At 39.4% G+C, this 15715-nt stretch carries 20 protein-coding genes and 1 pseudogene; 9 read left to right on the top strand and 12 right to left on the bottom strand.

Features of this window, described 5'->3' with window-relative positions; genetic code table 11:
- Positions 1-150: 150 nt before the first annotated feature.
- Positions 151-444: a hypothetical protein gene (locus RMY00_RS27160; protein ID WP_322650515.1), complete on the bottom strand. Its 294-nt coding sequence runs from the start codon at positions 442-444 to the stop codon at positions 151-153.
- Between the two features lie 622 nt (positions 445-1066).
- On the opposite strand from RMY00_RS27160, the gene RMY00_RS27155 reads away from it, so the two are divergent.
- Positions 1067-1390: a hypothetical protein gene (locus RMY00_RS27155; RefSeq protein ID WP_322650514.1), complete on the top strand. Its 324-nt coding sequence runs from the start codon at positions 1067-1069 to the stop codon at positions 1388-1390.
- Between the two features lie 117 nt (positions 1391-1507).
- Here the strand turns inward: RMY00_RS27155 and RMY00_RS27150 are convergent, their stop codons facing one another.
- Positions 1508-1717, bottom strand: a complete 210-nt coding sequence (locus tag RMY00_RS27150; RefSeq protein ID WP_322650513.1) for a hypothetical protein — start codon at positions 1715-1717, stop codon at positions 1508-1510.
- A 660-nt stretch (positions 1718-2377) separates the two neighbouring features.
- On the opposite strand from RMY00_RS27150, the gene RMY00_RS27145 reads away from it, so the two are divergent.
- Both RMY00_RS27145 and trxA read left to right on the top strand, forming a co-directional pair.
- Positions 2378-2698 (top strand): hypothetical protein, encoded by a 321-nt coding sequence (locus RMY00_RS27145; protein WP_322650576.1) that lies wholly within the window; start codon positions 2378-2380, stop codon positions 2696-2698.
- 377 nt (positions 2699-3075) lie between these two features.
- The gene (gene trxA / locus RMY00_RS27140; RefSeq protein ID WP_322650512.1) at positions 3076-3414 is read left to right on the top strand and encodes a thioredoxin; all 339 of its coding nucleotides are present in this window, start codon (positions 3076-3078) and stop codon (positions 3412-3414) included.
- Between the two features lie 197 nt (positions 3415-3611).
- Here the strand turns inward: trxA and RMY00_RS27135 are convergent, their stop codons facing one another.
- The 4 genes from RMY00_RS27135 to RMY00_RS27120 form a co-directional block, all read right to left on the bottom strand.
- Positions 3612-4145 (bottom strand): dihydrofolate reductase family protein, encoded by a 534-nt coding sequence (locus RMY00_RS27135; protein ID WP_322650511.1) that lies wholly within the window; start codon positions 4143-4145, stop codon positions 3612-3614.
- Positions 4146-4180: 35 nt separating this feature from the next.
- Positions 4181-4435: a TIGR03643 family protein gene (locus tag RMY00_RS27130; protein WP_322650510.1), complete on the bottom strand. Its 255-nt coding sequence runs from the start codon at positions 4433-4435 to the stop codon at positions 4181-4183.
- A 51-nt stretch (positions 4436-4486) separates the two neighbouring features.
- Complete coding sequence (locus RMY00_RS27125; protein WP_322650509.1) at positions 4487-6274, bottom strand: ABC transporter ATP-binding protein; 1788 nt, start codon at positions 6272-6274, stop codon at positions 4487-4489.
- Between the two features lie 88 nt (positions 6275-6362).
- Positions 6363-8156 carry an ABC transporter ATP-binding protein gene (locus RMY00_RS27120; protein WP_322650508.1) on the bottom strand — a complete coding sequence of 598 codons (1794 nt, stop codon included), beginning with the start codon at positions 8154-8156 and terminating at the stop codon, positions 6363-6365.
- A gap of 205 nt (positions 8157-8361) precedes the next feature.
- Here RMY00_RS27120 and RMY00_RS27115 point away from each other — a divergent pair, with 205 nt between their 5' ends.
- A complete protein-coding gene (locus tag RMY00_RS27115) occupies positions 8362-9429 on the top strand; it encodes an L-histidine N(alpha)-methyltransferase (RefSeq protein WP_322650507.1) in 1068 nt (355 codons plus the stop codon).
- A 258-nt stretch (positions 9430-9687) separates the two neighbouring features.
- Here RMY00_RS27115 and RMY00_RS27110 read toward each other — a convergent pair whose 3' ends face one another.
- Together RMY00_RS27110 and RMY00_RS27105 are read right to left on the bottom strand one after the other, a co-directional pair.
- Positions 9688-9900 (bottom strand): type II toxin-antitoxin system HicB family antitoxin, encoded by a 213-nt coding sequence (locus RMY00_RS27110; protein WP_322650506.1) that lies wholly within the window; start codon positions 9898-9900, stop codon positions 9688-9690.
- Positions 9884-10150 (bottom strand): type II toxin-antitoxin system HicA family toxin, encoded by a 267-nt coding sequence (locus tag RMY00_RS27105; protein WP_322650505.1) that lies wholly within the window; start codon positions 10148-10150, stop codon positions 9884-9886. The genes RMY00_RS27110 and RMY00_RS27105 overlap by 17 nt, the downstream gene beginning before the upstream one ends.
- A 195-nt stretch (positions 10151-10345) precedes the next feature.
- Here RMY00_RS27105 and RMY00_RS27100 point away from each other — a divergent pair, with 195 nt between their 5' ends.
- Positions 10346-11116 (top strand): pentapeptide repeat-containing protein, encoded by a 771-nt coding sequence (locus tag RMY00_RS27100; RefSeq protein WP_322650504.1) that lies wholly within the window; start codon positions 10346-10348, stop codon positions 11114-11116.
- A gap of 60 nt (positions 11117-11176) precedes the next feature.
- Positions 11177-11800, top strand: coding sequence for a TenA family protein (locus RMY00_RS27095; RefSeq protein ID WP_322650503.1), 624 nt, complete (start codon positions 11177-11179; stop codon positions 11798-11800).
- A gap of 69 nt (positions 11801-11869) precedes the next feature.
- Here RMY00_RS27095 and RMY00_RS27090 read toward each other — a convergent pair whose 3' ends face one another.
- The gene (locus tag RMY00_RS27090; RefSeq protein WP_322650502.1) at positions 11870-12295 is read right to left on the bottom strand and encodes a hypothetical protein; all 426 of its coding nucleotides are present in this window, start codon (positions 12293-12295) and stop codon (positions 11870-11872) included.
- A gap of 138 nt (positions 12296-12433) precedes the next feature.
- Between RMY00_RS27090 and RMY00_RS27085 the strand changes: the two genes are divergently transcribed.
- The 3 genes and pseudogenes from RMY00_RS27085 (at position 12434) to RMY00_RS36260 (ending at position 13586) form a co-directional block, all read left to right on the top strand.
- A complete protein-coding gene (locus tag RMY00_RS27085) occupies positions 12434-12736 on the top strand; it encodes a hypothetical protein (RefSeq protein ID WP_322650501.1) in 303 nt (100 codons plus the stop codon).
- A gap of 213 nt (positions 12737-12949) precedes the next feature.
- Positions 12950-13165: a hypothetical protein gene (locus RMY00_RS27080; RefSeq protein WP_322650500.1), complete on the top strand. Its 216-nt coding sequence runs from the start codon at positions 12950-12952 to the stop codon at positions 13163-13165.
- Positions 13158-13586 (top strand): annotated as a pseudogene (locus RMY00_RS36260) (aspartyl protease family protein). The gene RMY00_RS27080 and the pseudogene RMY00_RS36260 overlap by 8 nt, the downstream one beginning before the upstream one ends.
- 182 nt (positions 13587-13768) lie before the next feature.
- Here RMY00_RS36260 and RMY00_RS27065 read toward each other — a convergent pair.
- From RMY00_RS27065 to RMY00_RS27055, 3 genes are all read right to left on the bottom strand, one after another.
- Positions 13769-14683 carry an HNH endonuclease signature motif containing protein gene (locus tag RMY00_RS27065; protein ID WP_322650497.1) on the bottom strand — a complete coding sequence of 305 codons (915 nt, stop codon included), beginning with the start codon at positions 14681-14683 and terminating at the stop codon, positions 13769-13771.
- Positions 14684-14944: 261 nt separating this feature from the next.
- The gene (locus RMY00_RS27060; protein ID WP_322650496.1) at positions 14945-15280 is read right to left on the bottom strand and encodes a XisI protein; all 336 of its coding nucleotides are present in this window, start codon (positions 15278-15280) and stop codon (positions 14945-14947) included.
- On the bottom strand, positions 15268-15687 hold the full coding sequence (locus RMY00_RS27055) for a XisH family protein (protein ID WP_322650495.1): 420 nt from the start codon (positions 15685-15687) through the stop codon (positions 15268-15270). Before RMY00_RS27055 ends, RMY00_RS27060 begins: the two co-directional genes overlap by 13 nt.
- Between the last annotated feature and the right edge of the window lie 28 nt (positions 15688-15715).

The raw sequence follows: 15715 nt of genomic DNA, 5'->3' as shown, positions 1-15715 counted from the left end.
CCTTGAAGCTGGATTAATTTGTATCTATCGGCAACCAACCCAAAGGGAGCAACAATATCCGCTAATCTTCTATCATACCGATTTATACTGCTTGTCTCAACTTTTATCTGTTTATCTGAGAGACAAGCTAGTATTTTACTATTGAGCTAATTAATGTTCATGATCTTGATAATAATCGTTTAGTCCTTGCTCAGTTTCTAGTAGCCGTGAAATAAGCACATCTGCTTTTCTACTAATAACAGAGCTAACTTTATCGATAGCAACTACTTCACTGATTTTAACAACCATTTCCCAAAGAGTATCCTCCTCTGTATCTTTGTTGTAAGTTCTATGTTTAAAACACAACAAATCATCCCAAACTCCGATAATTGTGGCGAAATACCATTTGTCCCGTACTAGTATCCAGATTTCTTGTTCTAAGTAAGTCTGTAGAAGAGGTTTCACGATGAGTAAGATAATGGAAAAGATTGTGCTACATATTAAGTAAGTATTAATGAGTAAAGCAACAGTTAAAATACTGATATACTTTAGTGTAAATTATATTTACCTATTTTAAAAATTAGTAAATAGACTGTATGCAAACTGGGGTTTTGCCAATAGCTAAGTTAGTAATTTTATTATTTTAGGAAAGACTGTCTGTATAAAATACAATTTTATAATTTAGTATTGACTGTTACAGACTGGAATATCTACTACAGCATTATCACTGAAGCGGCTCGACACCATTCCTAAACTAGTAATTTAGCTGATGTATTGCCAAAGGTGCGATCGCCTATTTATCCAACCTAACAAGGCTATTTCATTCTCGTCTACCCTGTCTCAGAACGAATTCTGAGTCTGCGACTGAGCAAAGATATAGTCTACAGTCTACGCTATCCGCCATTTCTGCTCAGTTTACCCAATTGAATTCTGACAACTGACGCCTTTATTCTATTCGATAAATTTTTAGCTTATTAATTCACCCATTTGTAGGAAGTAATTAGTAAGCCAATAAGTAAAATTTGCTTATAATTCAGACCAACATAAGATGGTTTGAAATAGCATTCACGCAATAGATGTATCAATCATGTTAAACCTGATATTTACCGGATGTATAAAAATAAAACCCTTGGTGCTTTCAACAGCTTTTTTACTGGCTATACAAATTTCTGCCAATGCTGAACAAGCCTTTCCTAGTTTGACTCCAGCACAAGCTCAACATTTATCCCGCGACTTAGTTCCATATAACTCTCAAGAATTTTTTAGACAAGGAAAAAATTCGATGGAGAGAGAAATTCAAATTCTTAGGCTAAGGCAACTGCGCCCAATTAAACCTGTTCTTAAGATTAATTCAGTACCGCAGATAAAAGTACCCCGTACTCAGCAAAACCCTAATATCTTAACTAGGTAAGAATTATCATGTGTTTACAAAACTTTAGCAGACTCAGTTATCACAATTTATTATGCTCTGCGTCTCTCTGAGAGAGTTATTGTGTTTCAATAAACTTTGCAACACAAATTTATAATCTTAATCGTCTAGTAAACTCATCAACGCTAGAACTTCAACGTCTTGCGACTCTGATAATTGATCTTGTAACTTTAATAATTCTTCTTCTAATGCTTCAGCTACATAGAGCATATTAGATTCTTGTGCAATTTTTAGCTGATTTTCTTTAATCTTGATTTGCTTAAGCAAGGTAGGTTCAAAATTAATTGAATTGTAATCTTGAGTAATCATAGCTTTATATTTTTTATCTATCTACTGAATGCAATTAAATTTACCACCTATGTATTATTCCACAGTTTCACCGTTTTTTAAATATCTAGTAATTTAATTTTCATTACTCATAGTACACTACAGCGTAAAGAAACATACCATTTTAAATGGCGCAAAAGCTTGGGATACAATATTTCTGACTTCCGCCTTATATTAGTAGTATTTACGGGTATAGCAAGCTTAATACATCATGTCCGTATTTTTAGAGGCTTTTACAAAAATGGAAATCATGATATAAGATTGGTTGACTTAAGGGGAATTTTAGATAATACATAAAACTTACGCATGAGTACTGGAAAAACCTAGACGTATACTTTTACAGAGAAGCAAGCTATGCAAAACGTCTGTCTGCGACACGCTGCGCGTTCGTAGAGAATAAGCTGACCGCAAACTACCACAGGAGACACCGCGAAATAACCGGGCTAGTACCGCAGGGCGGAAGTCAAAAGTCAAAAGTCAAAAGTCAAAATGAATACAGGGTAATAGTTTCGTTGATTTGGAATGGGTGGTTTATTTATGCCGTGCTGTACTAGAAATTTTTTGCATAAGTCTTCATAGATGAAATTGTCTATTACTTCACTGAGTATTGCCACATAATTTAAACAATTTTTTGTGAATGATATGAACTTAAAGCTTATAAAAAGATACATTTTTACCTTTGTAAAAATTATATCTACAATCCTTATAACAAGCGCAATTGGATTGGAATCCTGGAATATTTATGCAGTAATAACTAATACTAATCTACCAAGCAGCCTTAATCCAATTTTTTGGATTGAGCGTTTTGCCGTCACTAGCCATTTTATCGAAAGTATTATAGCAGCTTTCTATGCACCTTCAAGAAAAAAGATGCCAATAAAATATGCTACTTATACTTTTTTTGTAGGCACAATTGGCTTGTTAGAACTGTTTGATCGAGAGAATGATTCCTCTACGCCTTAAGGTATAGGTTTTTAGATTAGATCAGTTGGTAGGGCGTATGTAAAACGGCGTAAATAATTAAAGGTTTGTAGTAAGGACTAAAGTCTTTACTACGAAATGATTACAATAATTTTACATTCACTAACATATAGGACTCATGCAAGAACTCTCTGAAACCCTCTTCCTTCGCGTTCTTTGCGTTCTTTGCGGTTCGTTTTTTCATAATTTTGCGTAAGTCCTGACATAGTTCGATTTATTTGCATTGCCTTACTTAAGCAAAAGCCAGGTGTGGGTTTTCAAGAATCTAGGTGATTAATGAATCTGACAGGCAGAAGGGAGTATAGTTTGTATAGTTAGCTTTTTGCTGAAATTTGAGTTTGACACTAAAGGATTAGAAAATGTCTACAGATACTGACATAGTTATTTACGTTCAAGAAAGCGAATTTGATGCTGTTTTAAATGGAAGTGAAGAGAAAGTTGTTGTTGTTGATTTTACTGCTACTTGGTGTGGCCCCTGTCGCTTGGTCAGTCCGTTAATGGATCAACTTGCTGAGGAATATAAAGGTCGCGCCAAAGTTGTTAAGGTAGACGTTGATAGCAACAAGCCAATTTTCAAGAGATTCGGTCTTCGCAGTATTCCAGCAGTTTTAATATTTAAAGATGGTGAGTTAGCACAAACTATCGTAGGAGTTTCAGCTTACGAGGAGTTTAGCAAAGCTGTTCAGAAGCTTCTTTAGGTAATTTGTAATGGGCTACGCCCCGCTACGCTAACGTAATTCGTAATTCGTAATTAAAAAGGGTTTTATATTAAGTCCAGATAATCATGGATCATTAAAGTTCCCTTGCGTCAATCATAATGATAAGTGTTAAACGGAACATGATATGATTCCACTGCCTAATGATGGCAGTCACGTAATTATGAATTATGAATTTTTTAAACCTTCTGTTTTCGCCTATAATGTGCTTGAAGTAAACCAGTAGAATATTGTTTTGAGCTAATCAGTTCCAATTCTTCTTCAGGGCTAGGCGGTGGGAAAAGGCGTATGCCGCCACCTAAGATAATTGGAATAGTTGAAATAATATATTCGTCAATCAAGCTGTGCTGAAGAAACGAATTGATTAATGCTCCGCCACCAACTAGCCAGATGTTTTCATAACCTTGAGCTTCTATATTTGCTAAGGCTGGCTCCACTGGAGCAGAAATAAATGTAACGTCTTCACGGTCAGATTGGAGAGGGCGCTGGGTAAAAACGAAGGATTTTTTGTCTGGATAAGGCCATTTATCAAAACCAAGCCCTACTTCATACGTTTTGCTACCTAACACGATCGCATCAATCGATTCGTAGAAATCAGTGTAACCGTAGTCTTCACCTTCTGTATCAAGGATTGATAGCCAATCAATTCTGCCATCGCTGCGAGCAATATAGCCATCCAAGCTCGCTGCAATGTAGAGTGTAACTTTCGTCATTGTACTTCTGAATGTGGTAGTTTTCACCCAATTACTTACGTTTTTTGATTATGCGATTTAAACCGACCTGCAATAAATTCTCGCTTAGATAAATGTTTTGTACCGCGTTTGGTAACTCGCTCTCGCCACATCTTGAAACTAGATTCTTTCATTTCGCGCCTCATTAGGGCGATTACCTCTTTCTCTAGCAGCCCAAACTGAGCCTCAATAGCATCGAAAGAGGTTCTATCTTCCCATGCCATTTCAATAATGCGATCAATGGTTTGTGAATCGAGGTCAGGTAGCTTCATTTCTTTGCTGGCGATTGATAAATTAGAGCTATATATATTTTACTTTTTGTTTTAAACCGTTGTGTCTGCTGCACCCAGTTGCAGAGCATAAAGGTTGGCATAAACGCCTTGCTGATTGATAAGTTCGGCGTGAGTACCCTGCTCTACAATTTCTCCCTGCTGAATTACTAATACCTGATCTGCCTGGGTAACTGTACTGAGGCGATGGGCAATTACGAAGCTGGTTCGACCTTGCAACAAACGAGCGATCGCAATTTGTACTAACGCTTCTGTACGCGTGTCAATGCTGCTGGTTGCTTCATCAAGAATCAGTATTCGGGGATTAATCAACACGGCACGGGCAATACTGATCAGCTGTCGTTGTCCTTGGCTCAAGGGTGCACCCCGTTCACCCAATTGAGTTGTATAGCCTTGTGGTAGTGAGGTAATGAACTCATGCACATTTGCCAACTGTGCAGCCGATTCGATATCAGCTTGAGTGGCATGGGCAGAGCCAAAGGCAATGTTTTCGGCTACAGTGCCACTGAATAGAATATTGTCTTGCAGAACGATGCCAATTTGTCGCCGTAGACTTGCTTGAGTAACGCTACGCACATCAATATCATCAATTTTCACTGCACCGCCAGATACATCATAGAAGCGCAAAATCAAGTTAATGATCGTAGTTTTTCCCGAACCGGTCGGCCCTACTAACGCAATCATCTGTCCTGGATAGGCGTGCAAATTTACCCCTTTGAGAACCAGTTGATCCGGGTTATAGCCAAACTTGACATTCTCAAATGTCACTTCACCCTGAATAGGCGGCATTTCTGTCGCATTGGGTGCGTCTTTGAGTTGTGACGGTTCATCTAACAATAGAAAGATTCGCTCTAACCCGGCGAAGGCAGATTGAGCTTGGGTGTAAAACTGGCTGAGAATTTGGATCGGGCGGAAGAACTGCTGGACGTAAAGTAAAAAGGATGTTACCACACCCACTGTTGCAGCTCCGGTGACTGCGAGATAGCCGCCATAGGCCAGCACACCTGCGGTTGCTAGGGTGTTGAGAAAATCAATGGAGGGCAAAAAGGCCGAAGTAATTGCTACAGCCTCGACGTTAGCATCTCTATTGGCAGCGTTAAGAACGTCGAACTCTTGAATATTCATCTGGACACGATTAAATGCTTGTGCTTCTCTGACGCTGCTAATATCCTCTTCTAACTTAGCGGAAAGCTCCCCAATAGTTTGTCGGGTAACGCGAAACCTAGCTCTTGCCCAACGTGCAAATAAGCTGGTGGTAAAAATCATCAGTGGCACAACCAGATTGCTCAACAAACCGAGTTGTAAGTTGATTGAGAGCATTGCAATGATGATGCCTACCAAACTGAAAGTGTTGCCCAGCATTTGGGCGATCGTTAGTCCAAATGCCTGATTTACAGTATTGACATCATTTAACAGGCGGCTCATTAAATCACCTGCTTCGCTGCGATCAAAAAAGCTAAGTGGCAGACTTTGGATTTTAGTGAAAATATCTTGCCTCAGTTGAGCCAGCAATCGCTGCATAATCCAGCCGACTCGAATAATTTGACCCCGGATTGCTAATACACCAAGTCCGTAGTTTAGGGCTAGTAGTCCTAATAAGAGTAGTAGTCCTTGCAAATTACCTTGTGCAATTAGGTGATCAATCGACCAGCCGAGGAAAAACGGGCCAATTGCCTGGGTTACAGCGCCAATAAATACTAATGTCAGGGCGATGGGAATTTCTTTGCGATAAAGTAGCAAGTATTGCAAAAAGCGCCGCAGGGTAGAAAGTTGTTTACTCGCTTGATCCTCAGATGCAACAACGGGAACTGTGCCTCTCATAGCAATTTTGGATTTTAGATTTTGGATTTTTGATTAAAAGTCTTTGTCTTGATTACAAGGCTGTGATAAAAATTTGATGCAAGACTATTTATTTTAGTTTGGTATCACTTTTCTCTTTCGCCTTTACTTGAGATTCCAAAATCACACCGTAGAGGGGGCTGGTTTGCATTAATTCCTCGTGTGTGCCTTGTGCTACCAATCGTCCTTTATCCATGAGAAAAATGCGATCGGCATTCTTGACGGTGCTGATGCGTTGAGCTACTACAAAAGTTGTACAAGCTTTTTGGCGCATTAAGTTATCTAGTTCGGCTTGAATCTGGGCAGCCGTTTTAGCATCTATAGCTGAGGTGCTATCGTCCAAAATTAGAATGCTGTAATCGGTTAGTAAGGTACGAGCGATCGCAATTCGTTGTTTTTGCCCACCAGATAAACCCACGCCCCGTTCACCCACAATTGTCTCGTAGCCATCGGGTAAACTACTGATAAAATCGTGCATTTGGGCAGTTTTGGCAACCTCTATCACCTCATCTAGAGTTGCATCGGGTTTTGCGTAGGCAATATTTTCGCGGATTGTACCAGAGAAGAGGGTGGTTTCCTGAAATACAATACCAATGCGCGATCTGAGGCTTTTGAGGGTGAAACTTTTTACATCTCGTCCGTCAATGCGAACTGCTCCCCCTGTGACATCGTAAAAGCGGGGAATTAAGTTCATAATTGTGCTTTTCCCGGAACCAGTCATCCCTAAAACTGCAATTAGTTCGTTGGGTTTGGTTTCAAAGGAAACTTCTTTGAGAGTTTCAGTTGTCGCTCCCGGATAGCGAAAGGATACATTTTCAAATGTGATTCTACCGCCACAGGTTTCAAATGGGACAGCACCGGGGCGATCGCGAATTTCTACCTCCGCATCTACAACTTCGTACACACGTTCGGCGGAAGCAGCTGATTGAGCGATCGCAGGTGCAGCAAATCCAATCAACAAAATTGGTTGGAGAATCAACGCTAGGTAGGAGTTAAACGCCACTAGTTCACCAATGGAAAACCTACCCCCAATCACCTGCTCTCCCCCGTAGGCAAAAACTGCCAATGTTACTAAATTACTCAGCAAAAAGATAAACGGGAAGGTATTGTGGATGGCGCTAATGGTCTTCATATTTGCTCTGACTAGGGAATCATTCATGGTCGTGTAACGCGACCTTTCGGTTGATTCCCGCACAAAGGCTTTTACTACCCGGATTCCTAACAAGTTCTCTTGCAATACAGCATTGAGGTCGCTTAGTTGCTCTTGTACTTGCCGAAAAAGTTTGTTATTCCGACTCACAAATTGTGCCATCAACCATGCATTTAGGGGCACTACCGTTAGTGTAATCAGTGCTAGTTGCCAGTTCATCACCAGCAAAACCACTGATATACTCACCAATGTCACAAGTGAACCGACGACCTGAATTAAGCTAGTGCCAACAAAGGTACGGATCTGCTCAATATCGCTAGTGACACGGGTTAACAGTTGGGAAGTCTGCGCTTGATCGTGATAACTGAAACTGAGATTTTGAATTTTGCTGAAAATTCTGTTTCGCAGGTCATAAGCTACACCTTGAGACGCTGCTTCTGCTAGATAGCTTTGTCCGAAGTTAAATAAACCACGAGCGATCGCGGCGAGTACCATCCAGGCGGCGCTATACAGCACAATTTGGAGGTTGTTTTTCGTGATGCCCTGATCAATTCCCCACCGAAATAATTGTGGGGTAACTGCGTTTGCGATCGTCAACAACAACAGACTCACCAATGCTCCTAGCGAAGTCCATCGGTAAGTGCTTAAACTCTTAAGCACGCGCTGGATTGAGTGTATCGACGAAGTTTCCTGGAGTTCTGGTTGCTGAACCACTGGAATTTACCCCTGTATCTTTGAAAAATTATCTCGTATTTTGATGTAAAAAACCAATTGCCCAGTACGTAATATAGGATCTATTTCTGCTTGTAAGTCCAAATTTTAGTTCAAATTTTGGGACAGTGGCGTGAGAAAATACCTCTTTGGCAAGCATTGCAGCTAATCCATTTCAATAATTTCAGAAAACCCAAGAACAAGAATAATGGCTCAAAATTTTCATAGCAATTTCCAACTTCCCTCGGACATGTCAACTGCTATCAATCGCACAGCAAAGCCAAGTTCTGAGTTCTTCTCTATTTTTTCTGAGGAAGAAGTTTTAGGCATAATTCATGCATTAGAAGTCAGGCGAGAAATACCTCTAAAGTATTCTTATAAAGGTAGAGGCGCAAAAATCTGGGACGATTTTTATCGAAAATATGTGATTCCAACATGGTATCGAAGATCGAATGTAGAAATTGAGCTTTTAAAGGAAAATTTTAAATACTTGAATGACAATATTCAAATTGGTAAAAAAATAAATATTATAGATGTTGGCGCAGGAAATTCATTTCCAGTTAAAAAGTTTATTAAAAGACTTAATAAACTAGGAAAAGTTAATAAATATATTGCTTTAGATATCAGCGAGGAATTGCTTCATGTATCCAAAAACAATTTTAGCAAATGGTTTCCTCTAGTTGAATTCATCAGTTCCACAATTGATATAGAGAATAGTTGTGTGCCCAAAAGTTTATTCCAAAATAAAGTTAGCCTTGAAATTGACGACACAGCCAAAATATTTTTCCACTTAGGTGTTACTATCGGTAATCATCAAAATAGAGATGAGGTACTAAAAAACTTTAGAGATAGTATGGGAAAAAATGATTTTCTGGTGTTTACCAATGAAATTGGTTCTAACTCTAAATGGGATGGAAACGTCAGAGGTGGCTGCAAGTATCATGTAGAAGAAATATATGGATGGGTTAAAAGCAAGATTGGGATTAAATCTGAAGATTGTGAATTGGTGAGAAAGTATGATTTAAAGACAGATAGTATAGTTGCTAAGATGAAACTCCACCATAATTACACTCTAAATTTCAGTCAAATGGGTATAGATAAAAAGATTGAAATATCTAAAGGTGAAGAAATTACTATTTGGCGACATCATAAGTATGAAATCCCTAAACTTTTGCAAGAACTAGAACGTTCTGGATTGCAACTTGTTCACTATACTATTGACAAATATAAATCACATATCATGGTGATTTGTAAGATTGCCAGTAAGGTTGAGTAATTCTATTAATGATTGAATTTTGGTTTTTGTAATTTTTTGAAACCCAACATTTTAAGCATGTCACGCTAGTGGGTTGGGTTGAGGAACTTAGCAAAATTTCGCAGGGTAATCTAACATTTTGCGGGTGTTTGTTGGGTTTCGCAAAGCCTCAACCCAACCTACAAAATTTATGGGTATCAAAAATTATTGAGTTTTGAATTTTGAGCGATCGCCCTTAGCGTCTCGTAGAGAAGCGACGTGACTTAGCTTGTGTATCAATTAAATGTACATCAAACGCGGTCTAGGCTGAGGAACTGTCCGCCCTAAATCTTTAGCTGTTTCTATCCATTCCTGCATCACTAATTCTACATTATGCAGAGCTTCTTGATAACTATCACCGTCAGCAGCACAGCCTGGTAATTCTGGTACTTCCGCAATAAAGGCTTGATCTAATTCACTCCAATAGAGAATAACTTCATAGCGAAACATCATTTTGGGTTCCTAACTTATACTTAAGAATTACTGCACGAACTTGTTTAATTTGATAACTTTTGGCTTTTCCTCTTTTATGTTGCAGGTTCAATATTTCCTCAATATCGGCTTTGCTAAAAATACGATGATCGCCACGAATCCGCTCCTCAAAGCCTAGTCGATATAAAAGTTGCCACAGTTGGGCGAAAGGGATGTCTGTATCAGAAGTCCCAGAGAGGATCTTTTCTAAGAGTTTGTCTTGCTGACTCACGTTTTTATGGCTGTCTTAATGCTTCTATAGTCTCATATTTATTTAAAATCAGGGTATATGTAAATGTTTACTCAAATTTATAAGTGATCTAGGCAACTACAGAGGGCAAACTGTTGAGATTGCTCATATCATAATGCTGAGGTATAAATCCATCTCAGTTAGCGTAAGATATTGAGTAATAAATATTACATAAATATGAAGAAGCAAATTTTAGCCATAGCTGCCTTTTTAACCACAATTAGTTTGGCAACAACCGTACAAGCAGCAAATTCTGAACACGTTAAACAGTTATTGGCAACTAAGCAATGTCAAAACTGTGATTTGACTAATGCAGGTTTAGTGATGGCTGACTTATCTGGAGCCAATTTGAGCGGTGCTAATCTTACAGGTGCTAACCTTAGTCGGGCAAACTTGAGCGGTGCAGATTTACGGGGTGCTAACTTGAGCGGTGCAAGTTTGTTTGGTGTTAATCTGAGCGAGACTAAATTCCGTGGGGCAAATTTAGGGGGTGCTGATTTAAGAAATGCTTATTTAGCAAATGCAGAATTGACTGGTGCAAACTTGAATGGTGCTAACTTTCAAGGTGCCGTTGGGATACCATTACAAATTGCTTCACCAGAAGAATTTTATGCTTGGGGTGTAGCAGAAGGGCAAAAAGGCAACCAACAGCAAGCAATCAGTTATTTTAATCAAGCGATCGCTATTAAACCAGAATTTGCAGGTGCTTATTTAGCTCGTGGTATCGCTCGTTACCAAATACTAGATAGACAAGGTGCATTCCAAGATGCTCAAATTGCTGAAAAATTGTTTACATCCCAAAGCAATACCCCTGGAACCCAAACAGCTCAAGCTTTTATTCTAGAACTGCAAACACCTGTAAATGAGAAGGTAAGTGCTGGTAAACCCAGTTTTGTAGACTTTTTAGGAAGTCTAGGCTCAGTCTTGCTTCAGTTCTTCCCTTTTTAAAGGGGATAATAACAAATGACAAATACTTCGACTACGCTCAGTACAAGTGATAAATAACAAATGACTTTATCTCAGGAATTATGGGCAGCAAATCAAGACTTAGCCCAAGCTTGCCTAGAGCATCCTTTCGTTCAAGGCATTGGCGATGGTACTCTTGAGCAAGCTAAATTTGCTTACTACGTAGGGCAAGATGCTTTTTTTTTAGAAGCTTTTGCCCGTGCGTACAGTATTGCCGCAGCTAAAGCACCAGACTGGTTAGGTTTCACTACATTTCATAACTTAGCTAGTGGAGTTTTAGAAGAACTGCGGCTGCATAGTGGCTATGCTTCTGCGTGGGGAGTCAATTTGCATTCTGTAGAACCAGGAGCCGCTACCCGCCACTATACTGACTTTTTGTTAGCAACTGCATGGGGTGGAGATGTAGGCTTAACTGCTGCGGCGATGTCTCCCTGTATGCGTTTGTATGCCTTTTTGGGAGAAAAGTTAGCTGCTAACGGCATTCCTAATCATCAATATGCAGACTGGATTCGTACTTACAGCAGTGTAGATTTTCAACCACTAACACAACAATTAGAAAATTTGGTTGACAATTATGCCGTTACTAATTCCGTTGTTGATTCAACCTATCGTTATGCGATGTTTTGCGAACGCGACTTTTTTCAGGCTGCGTGGATCTTGGAGTAAGGTAGCACAGCTAGCTGTGCTACCTTACTAACTTAACAAATAATAGCTCTTTCATTAAGTAAAATAAATTTAAACATTGCTCAAGCTGCCTTTGCCGTTAGTTGCAGTTTGGGTGGGTTGAGTAGTGGGAACCGCAACAACTGAAGGAACTTGTGAAATAGATTTTTGACTAGTACTCCCCTTTCGGCGAGAGCCGCCTGCCTTTGAATACTCCATGCTGTTTCTGCCGTAAACAGTCGCAACTCCAGTAAGCATCCTTTCAGACAGTTCTGAGAGTGTTTGCTCCATCTGAGTTATCGTCTTACGAGATTCCTCAAGATTAGACAAAAGTGTATTATGAGCTTCTAGTGTGGCACGGGTGTTATGGATAAGGCGGGTATAAGCTTCAATGCTTAATCCATGCCCTAAATCCAGATTCTCATTGATTGATTTAAGCAAGGCGAGACGGCGTTGAGCTTTGTCTACAGCAGCAGAACCGCGAGTTTTTAAAGACATGGGAGATATTCCTGGAATACTTCTATTTCAACATACTGGCATTTGCTTCTACGTGATAAGAGTAGTTTCGGGGATTTAATTAAAACAAAATAGTCGAGACTTACTCTGTGTTTATACTTATCAAATTATATCTGTCTCTTGTTTCGAGATAAACGCAACAAGCAAATGCGATCGCTCAACAAGCAAATGCGATCGCCCAACAAGCAAATACTGTCGCTCAACAAGCAAATACTGTCGCTCAACAAGCAAATACTGTCGCTCAACAAGCAAATACTGTCGCCCAACAAGCAAATACTGTCGCTCAACAAGCAAATGCGATCGCTCAACAAGCAAATACTGTCGCCCAACAAGCAAATGCGATCGCTGTTTTGGAAAAGCGAGTGCGTTAGCGTACTTTACCGTAGGTATCGCCTTTCAGAAAACCTCAAAGACAAAGCGTAGATGCGTAGCGGCTTGTCGTTAGACATCGCCTATTGTGGAAGAGTGAGTGCGATGTCTACGACGGGCTACGCCTACGCATTATTAGCTGCTTAAATTGTCTCACCTGTAAGTCGCAGACGTGATTACTCTAGTTGTAGCTTAGGGTAAACGCAGTGAAACCCAACAAATTAAACTATGATCGAGAAGCAGACTTGATTTACTAGAGTGCTTTGCATGGTTTCAGCAGAATTAATTTCCGCTTTGCGAGAACTTAGTCGAGCAGATAAGTTTTATATTATGCAGGTTTTGATCTCAGAGTTAGCCCAACAGGAAACCGATCTGATTAAGCCCGATCAATCTTATCCTGTGTGGTCGCCTTATGATGCAGTTGAAGCAGCAGATACTATGTTAAAAGTGCTAGAAGCTGCTAAAACTCAAGACCATGCGTAATGCACAACGGTATTCCTTTATCCCGATTGATGTTGCATTGGGCGAAGCCAGTTTCCGCCCCTATCTACCTCTTACTTTGATTTACCAGCAAAATTCTGTGATCATATCCGGTCTGTTGGATACTGGAGCAAGCGTGAATGTGCTTCCTTATTCAGTAGGAGTTGAGCTTGGTTATGTATGAGAGCAGCAGACAACTGCATTGAGTTTGACAGGTAATTTAGCTCAATATGAGGCGCGTGTCGTGCTTCTTCAAGCAGTAGTTGGGCAATTTGAACCTGTACAACTTGTATTTGCATGGACACACGCTACAAACGTACCTCTGATTTTGGGGCAAGTTAACTTCTTTATGGAGTTTGATGTTTGTTTCTACCGTTCCCATTTACAGTTTGAGATCAGCCCTAAATCGTTAGCGTTAGAGTAGTGGGCGGAAACCTTTGGTGGGGGTAATTGTAAAGAGCGATCGCCTTACAGAAAACCTCAAAAATAAAGCGATCACACTTGTTACATTCTCAAAAGCGATCGCCTTACAGAAAACCTCAAAAACACGGTGATGGACTGTTGTGAAAGAGTGAGCGATCACTACTATGTAGACACAAAGCAGGGTCAAGTTGTGCGCTTTTCCCAACAAAGAGGTAACTCGAAACCATTTATCAACAATGGTTCATCGTGATCTCCAGTTCCAATAAATATTTTACTTGGTTGCCAATTATCTACTACTTTTTGCATAATCTTTGTAGCTTGTGTTCTAACACTTGAACGTTTTTTGAGCTCAATACGCTCGTCATAAAAATCGCCTGAATAGTGAAGATATTTGCCTTGACATAGATGAAGATTGCTTTGGTATATTACTTTATCTCTAAAAGAAATGAGGAGTGCCAATGATGGTTGGTTCGGATTGATGTAGATCGAACAATTTGAGTCAGTAGACCAGTTTGGATCTGTCATTTGTATAGCAATCCCTTCTTTAACTGTTCTACTAAATCCCTTACCACAACATGGACAATGTTCAACTGGAAGCGGCTCATTAATAATAGCTATTTTAATATTTTTTCCAAAATTATCAACTTCACGCATAATTTCTTCTACCCAATACTCATAGTCACCCTCAAGTAAATGAAATACTCTCTCATACTCAATGTTCTCGTCAAACCACTGCATAACTAATTGTGCTGCATGGATATGTTCATAATTTCCATATACGCTAACAGTAGCCAGAATCTTTGGTTTATCTTGCCTAGCTTCTGTGATAAAGCTTTCCCACGAGGTCTTAAATTTTTTGATCTTTTCACTACCTAGTTCGATATGCCTTACATGGTTATAGGCATCAGGCCTATGATGCAGATCATGATCTTGGACACACAAAACAGCGAGATTCTCGTCAACAGTGTTAGATGAATCTTCATCAATATGATGTAAATGAAGACCGATACCCTCTCTTTTACAAACACAACACCTATATAGGTTCTTCGTAAGCAAACGTTCTCTTTGCTCTTTTGAAGGATACTTTCTTTTACGCAACTGTGACCTCCAAAACAAGTATTAAAGATTTGTTGACAGATGTCCGCTATTGTATTTGCTAATTAGTCTTCTTTTTGTGTATCCAGTGAAAAGTTAGATCAATGCAGAAGGCAAGGTATTGTCCCGTACCTTGTACCTTATTGGTTATATTAGTCTCCCAATAACCATGACCATTTATTTCCAACAAAGTTTACACGCTCTTGCAGAAAGAATAGGAGTTAAGATTCATTAAGTTGTGCTTGGAGATTTTTAAAATATCTCTTAACTCACTGCATATTCCGTAAACTGTCTCATAAAAGGAGACTGGAACCCTAACACAATGTCTTCCTTGGGAACTCCCGCAGCTACCAAATTACCTGCAATGTCATCTTCTGTACCATTCCACTGAAGCCAAATTTTTCCACCTTTAATGTCAATATGGATAATACAGCTATGTACCCATTCTTGACCTTCCCAGCCTACATGAACTATTTGATAATGGTTACGTTCTGTATCAAAAATTGTTTCAACTTCTATATTTCCGTAAGCTGGTTTTTGCTCACTATATTCCTGTAATATTTGTTGTACAAGCTGGCGATATCGAGTTAATTTATCCATTGGAAAATCACCTCTTGCTCTACATAATAGATAAGCATTTTTACTTGATTTTCTGCTATCATCTCTTTAGGGAAATCAAGTTGAAAAAATGTTTTGTAAGTTGTTAAAGGTACTGCTAAATACAAAACACGCTCCGGTTGCCGCCGTCGTAATGCACCTCTATAATTAATAAACTGTCCTAATGCTGTATGAAATTCTGAAATAGCAGACGACCTCTCTAAAAAACTTTTGACTTCGACCGCAATTTTTTGTCCTTCACGTTCTGCTGCAATCAGCTTTTGGGCGGCTAAATCAATAGAAAGATTAACTCCACCCACGCTGATTGTGAGTGGATCGTGAGTAATTTGCCAACCGTCTTTCTGTAAAGCTGTTTTGACAACTTCATGAAAAACATCTTTAGCAGACATACATACCCCTAATTATATTTATTATTTT

The organism is Nostoc sp. ChiVER01, assembly GCF_034531155.1.
GTDB lineage: Bacteria > Cyanobacteriota > Cyanobacteriia > Cyanobacteriales > Nostocaceae > Nostoc.
Note: the sequence above shows the minus strand (reverse complement) of the source record. Positions and strands in the feature narration are given on the sequence as shown.

Excerpts from the sequence above, each read along its gene's own strand:
- RMY00_RS27100 (WP_322650504.1), top strand. The coding sequence starts at position 10,346 with ATGAAGAAGCAAATTTTAGCCATAGCTGCCTTTTTAACCACAATTAGT.
- RMY00_RS27145 (WP_322650576.1), top strand. The coding sequence starts at position 2,378 with ATGAACTTAAAGCTTATAAAAAGATACATTTTTACCTTTGTAAAAATT.
- RMY00_RS27150 (WP_322650513.1), bottom strand. The coding sequence starts at position 1,717 with ATGATTACTCAAGATTACAATTCAATTAATTTTGAACCTACCTTGCTT.
- RMY00_RS27080 (WP_322650500.1), top strand. The coding sequence starts at position 12,950 with ATGGTTTCAGCAGAATTAATTTCCGCTTTGCGAGAACTTAGTCGAGCA.
- RMY00_RS27155 (WP_322650514.1), top strand. The coding sequence starts at position 1,067 with ATGTTAAACCTGATATTTACCGGATGTATAAAAATAAAACCCTTGGTG.
- RMY00_RS27135 (WP_322650511.1), bottom strand. The coding sequence starts at position 4,145 with ATGACGAAAGTTACACTCTACATTGCAGCGAGCTTGGATGGCTATATT.
- RMY00_RS27060 (WP_322650496.1), bottom strand. The coding sequence starts at position 15,280 with ATGGATAAATTAACTCGATATCGCCAGCTTGTACAACAAATATTACAG.
- RMY00_RS27130 (WP_322650510.1), bottom strand. The coding sequence starts at position 4,435 with ATGAAGCTACCTGACCTCGATTCACAAACCATTGATCGCATTATTGAA.
- RMY00_RS27125 (WP_322650509.1), bottom strand. The coding sequence starts at position 6,274 with ATGAGAGGCACAGTTCCCGTTGTTGCATCTGAGGATCAAGCGAGTAAA.
- RMY00_RS27095 (WP_322650503.1), top strand. The coding sequence starts at position 11,177 with ATGACTTTATCTCAGGAATTATGGGCAGCAAATCAAGACTTAGCCCAA.
- RMY00_RS27110 (WP_322650506.1), bottom strand. The coding sequence starts at position 9,900 with ATGATGTTTCGCTATGAAGTTATTCTCTATTGGAGTGAATTAGATCAA.
- RMY00_RS27090 (WP_322650502.1), bottom strand. The coding sequence starts at position 12,295 with ATGTCTTTAAAAACTCGCGGTTCTGCTGCTGTAGACAAAGCTCAACGC.
- RMY00_RS27055 (WP_322650495.1), bottom strand. The coding sequence starts at position 15,687 with ATGTCTGCTAAAGATGTTTTTCATGAAGTTGTCAAAACAGCTTTACAG.
- RMY00_RS27115 (WP_322650507.1), top strand. The coding sequence starts at position 8,362 with ATGGCTCAAAATTTTCATAGCAATTTCCAACTTCCCTCGGACATGTCA.
- trxA (WP_322650512.1), top strand. The coding sequence starts at position 3,076 with ATGTCTACAGATACTGACATAGTTATTTACGTTCAAGAAAGCGAATTT.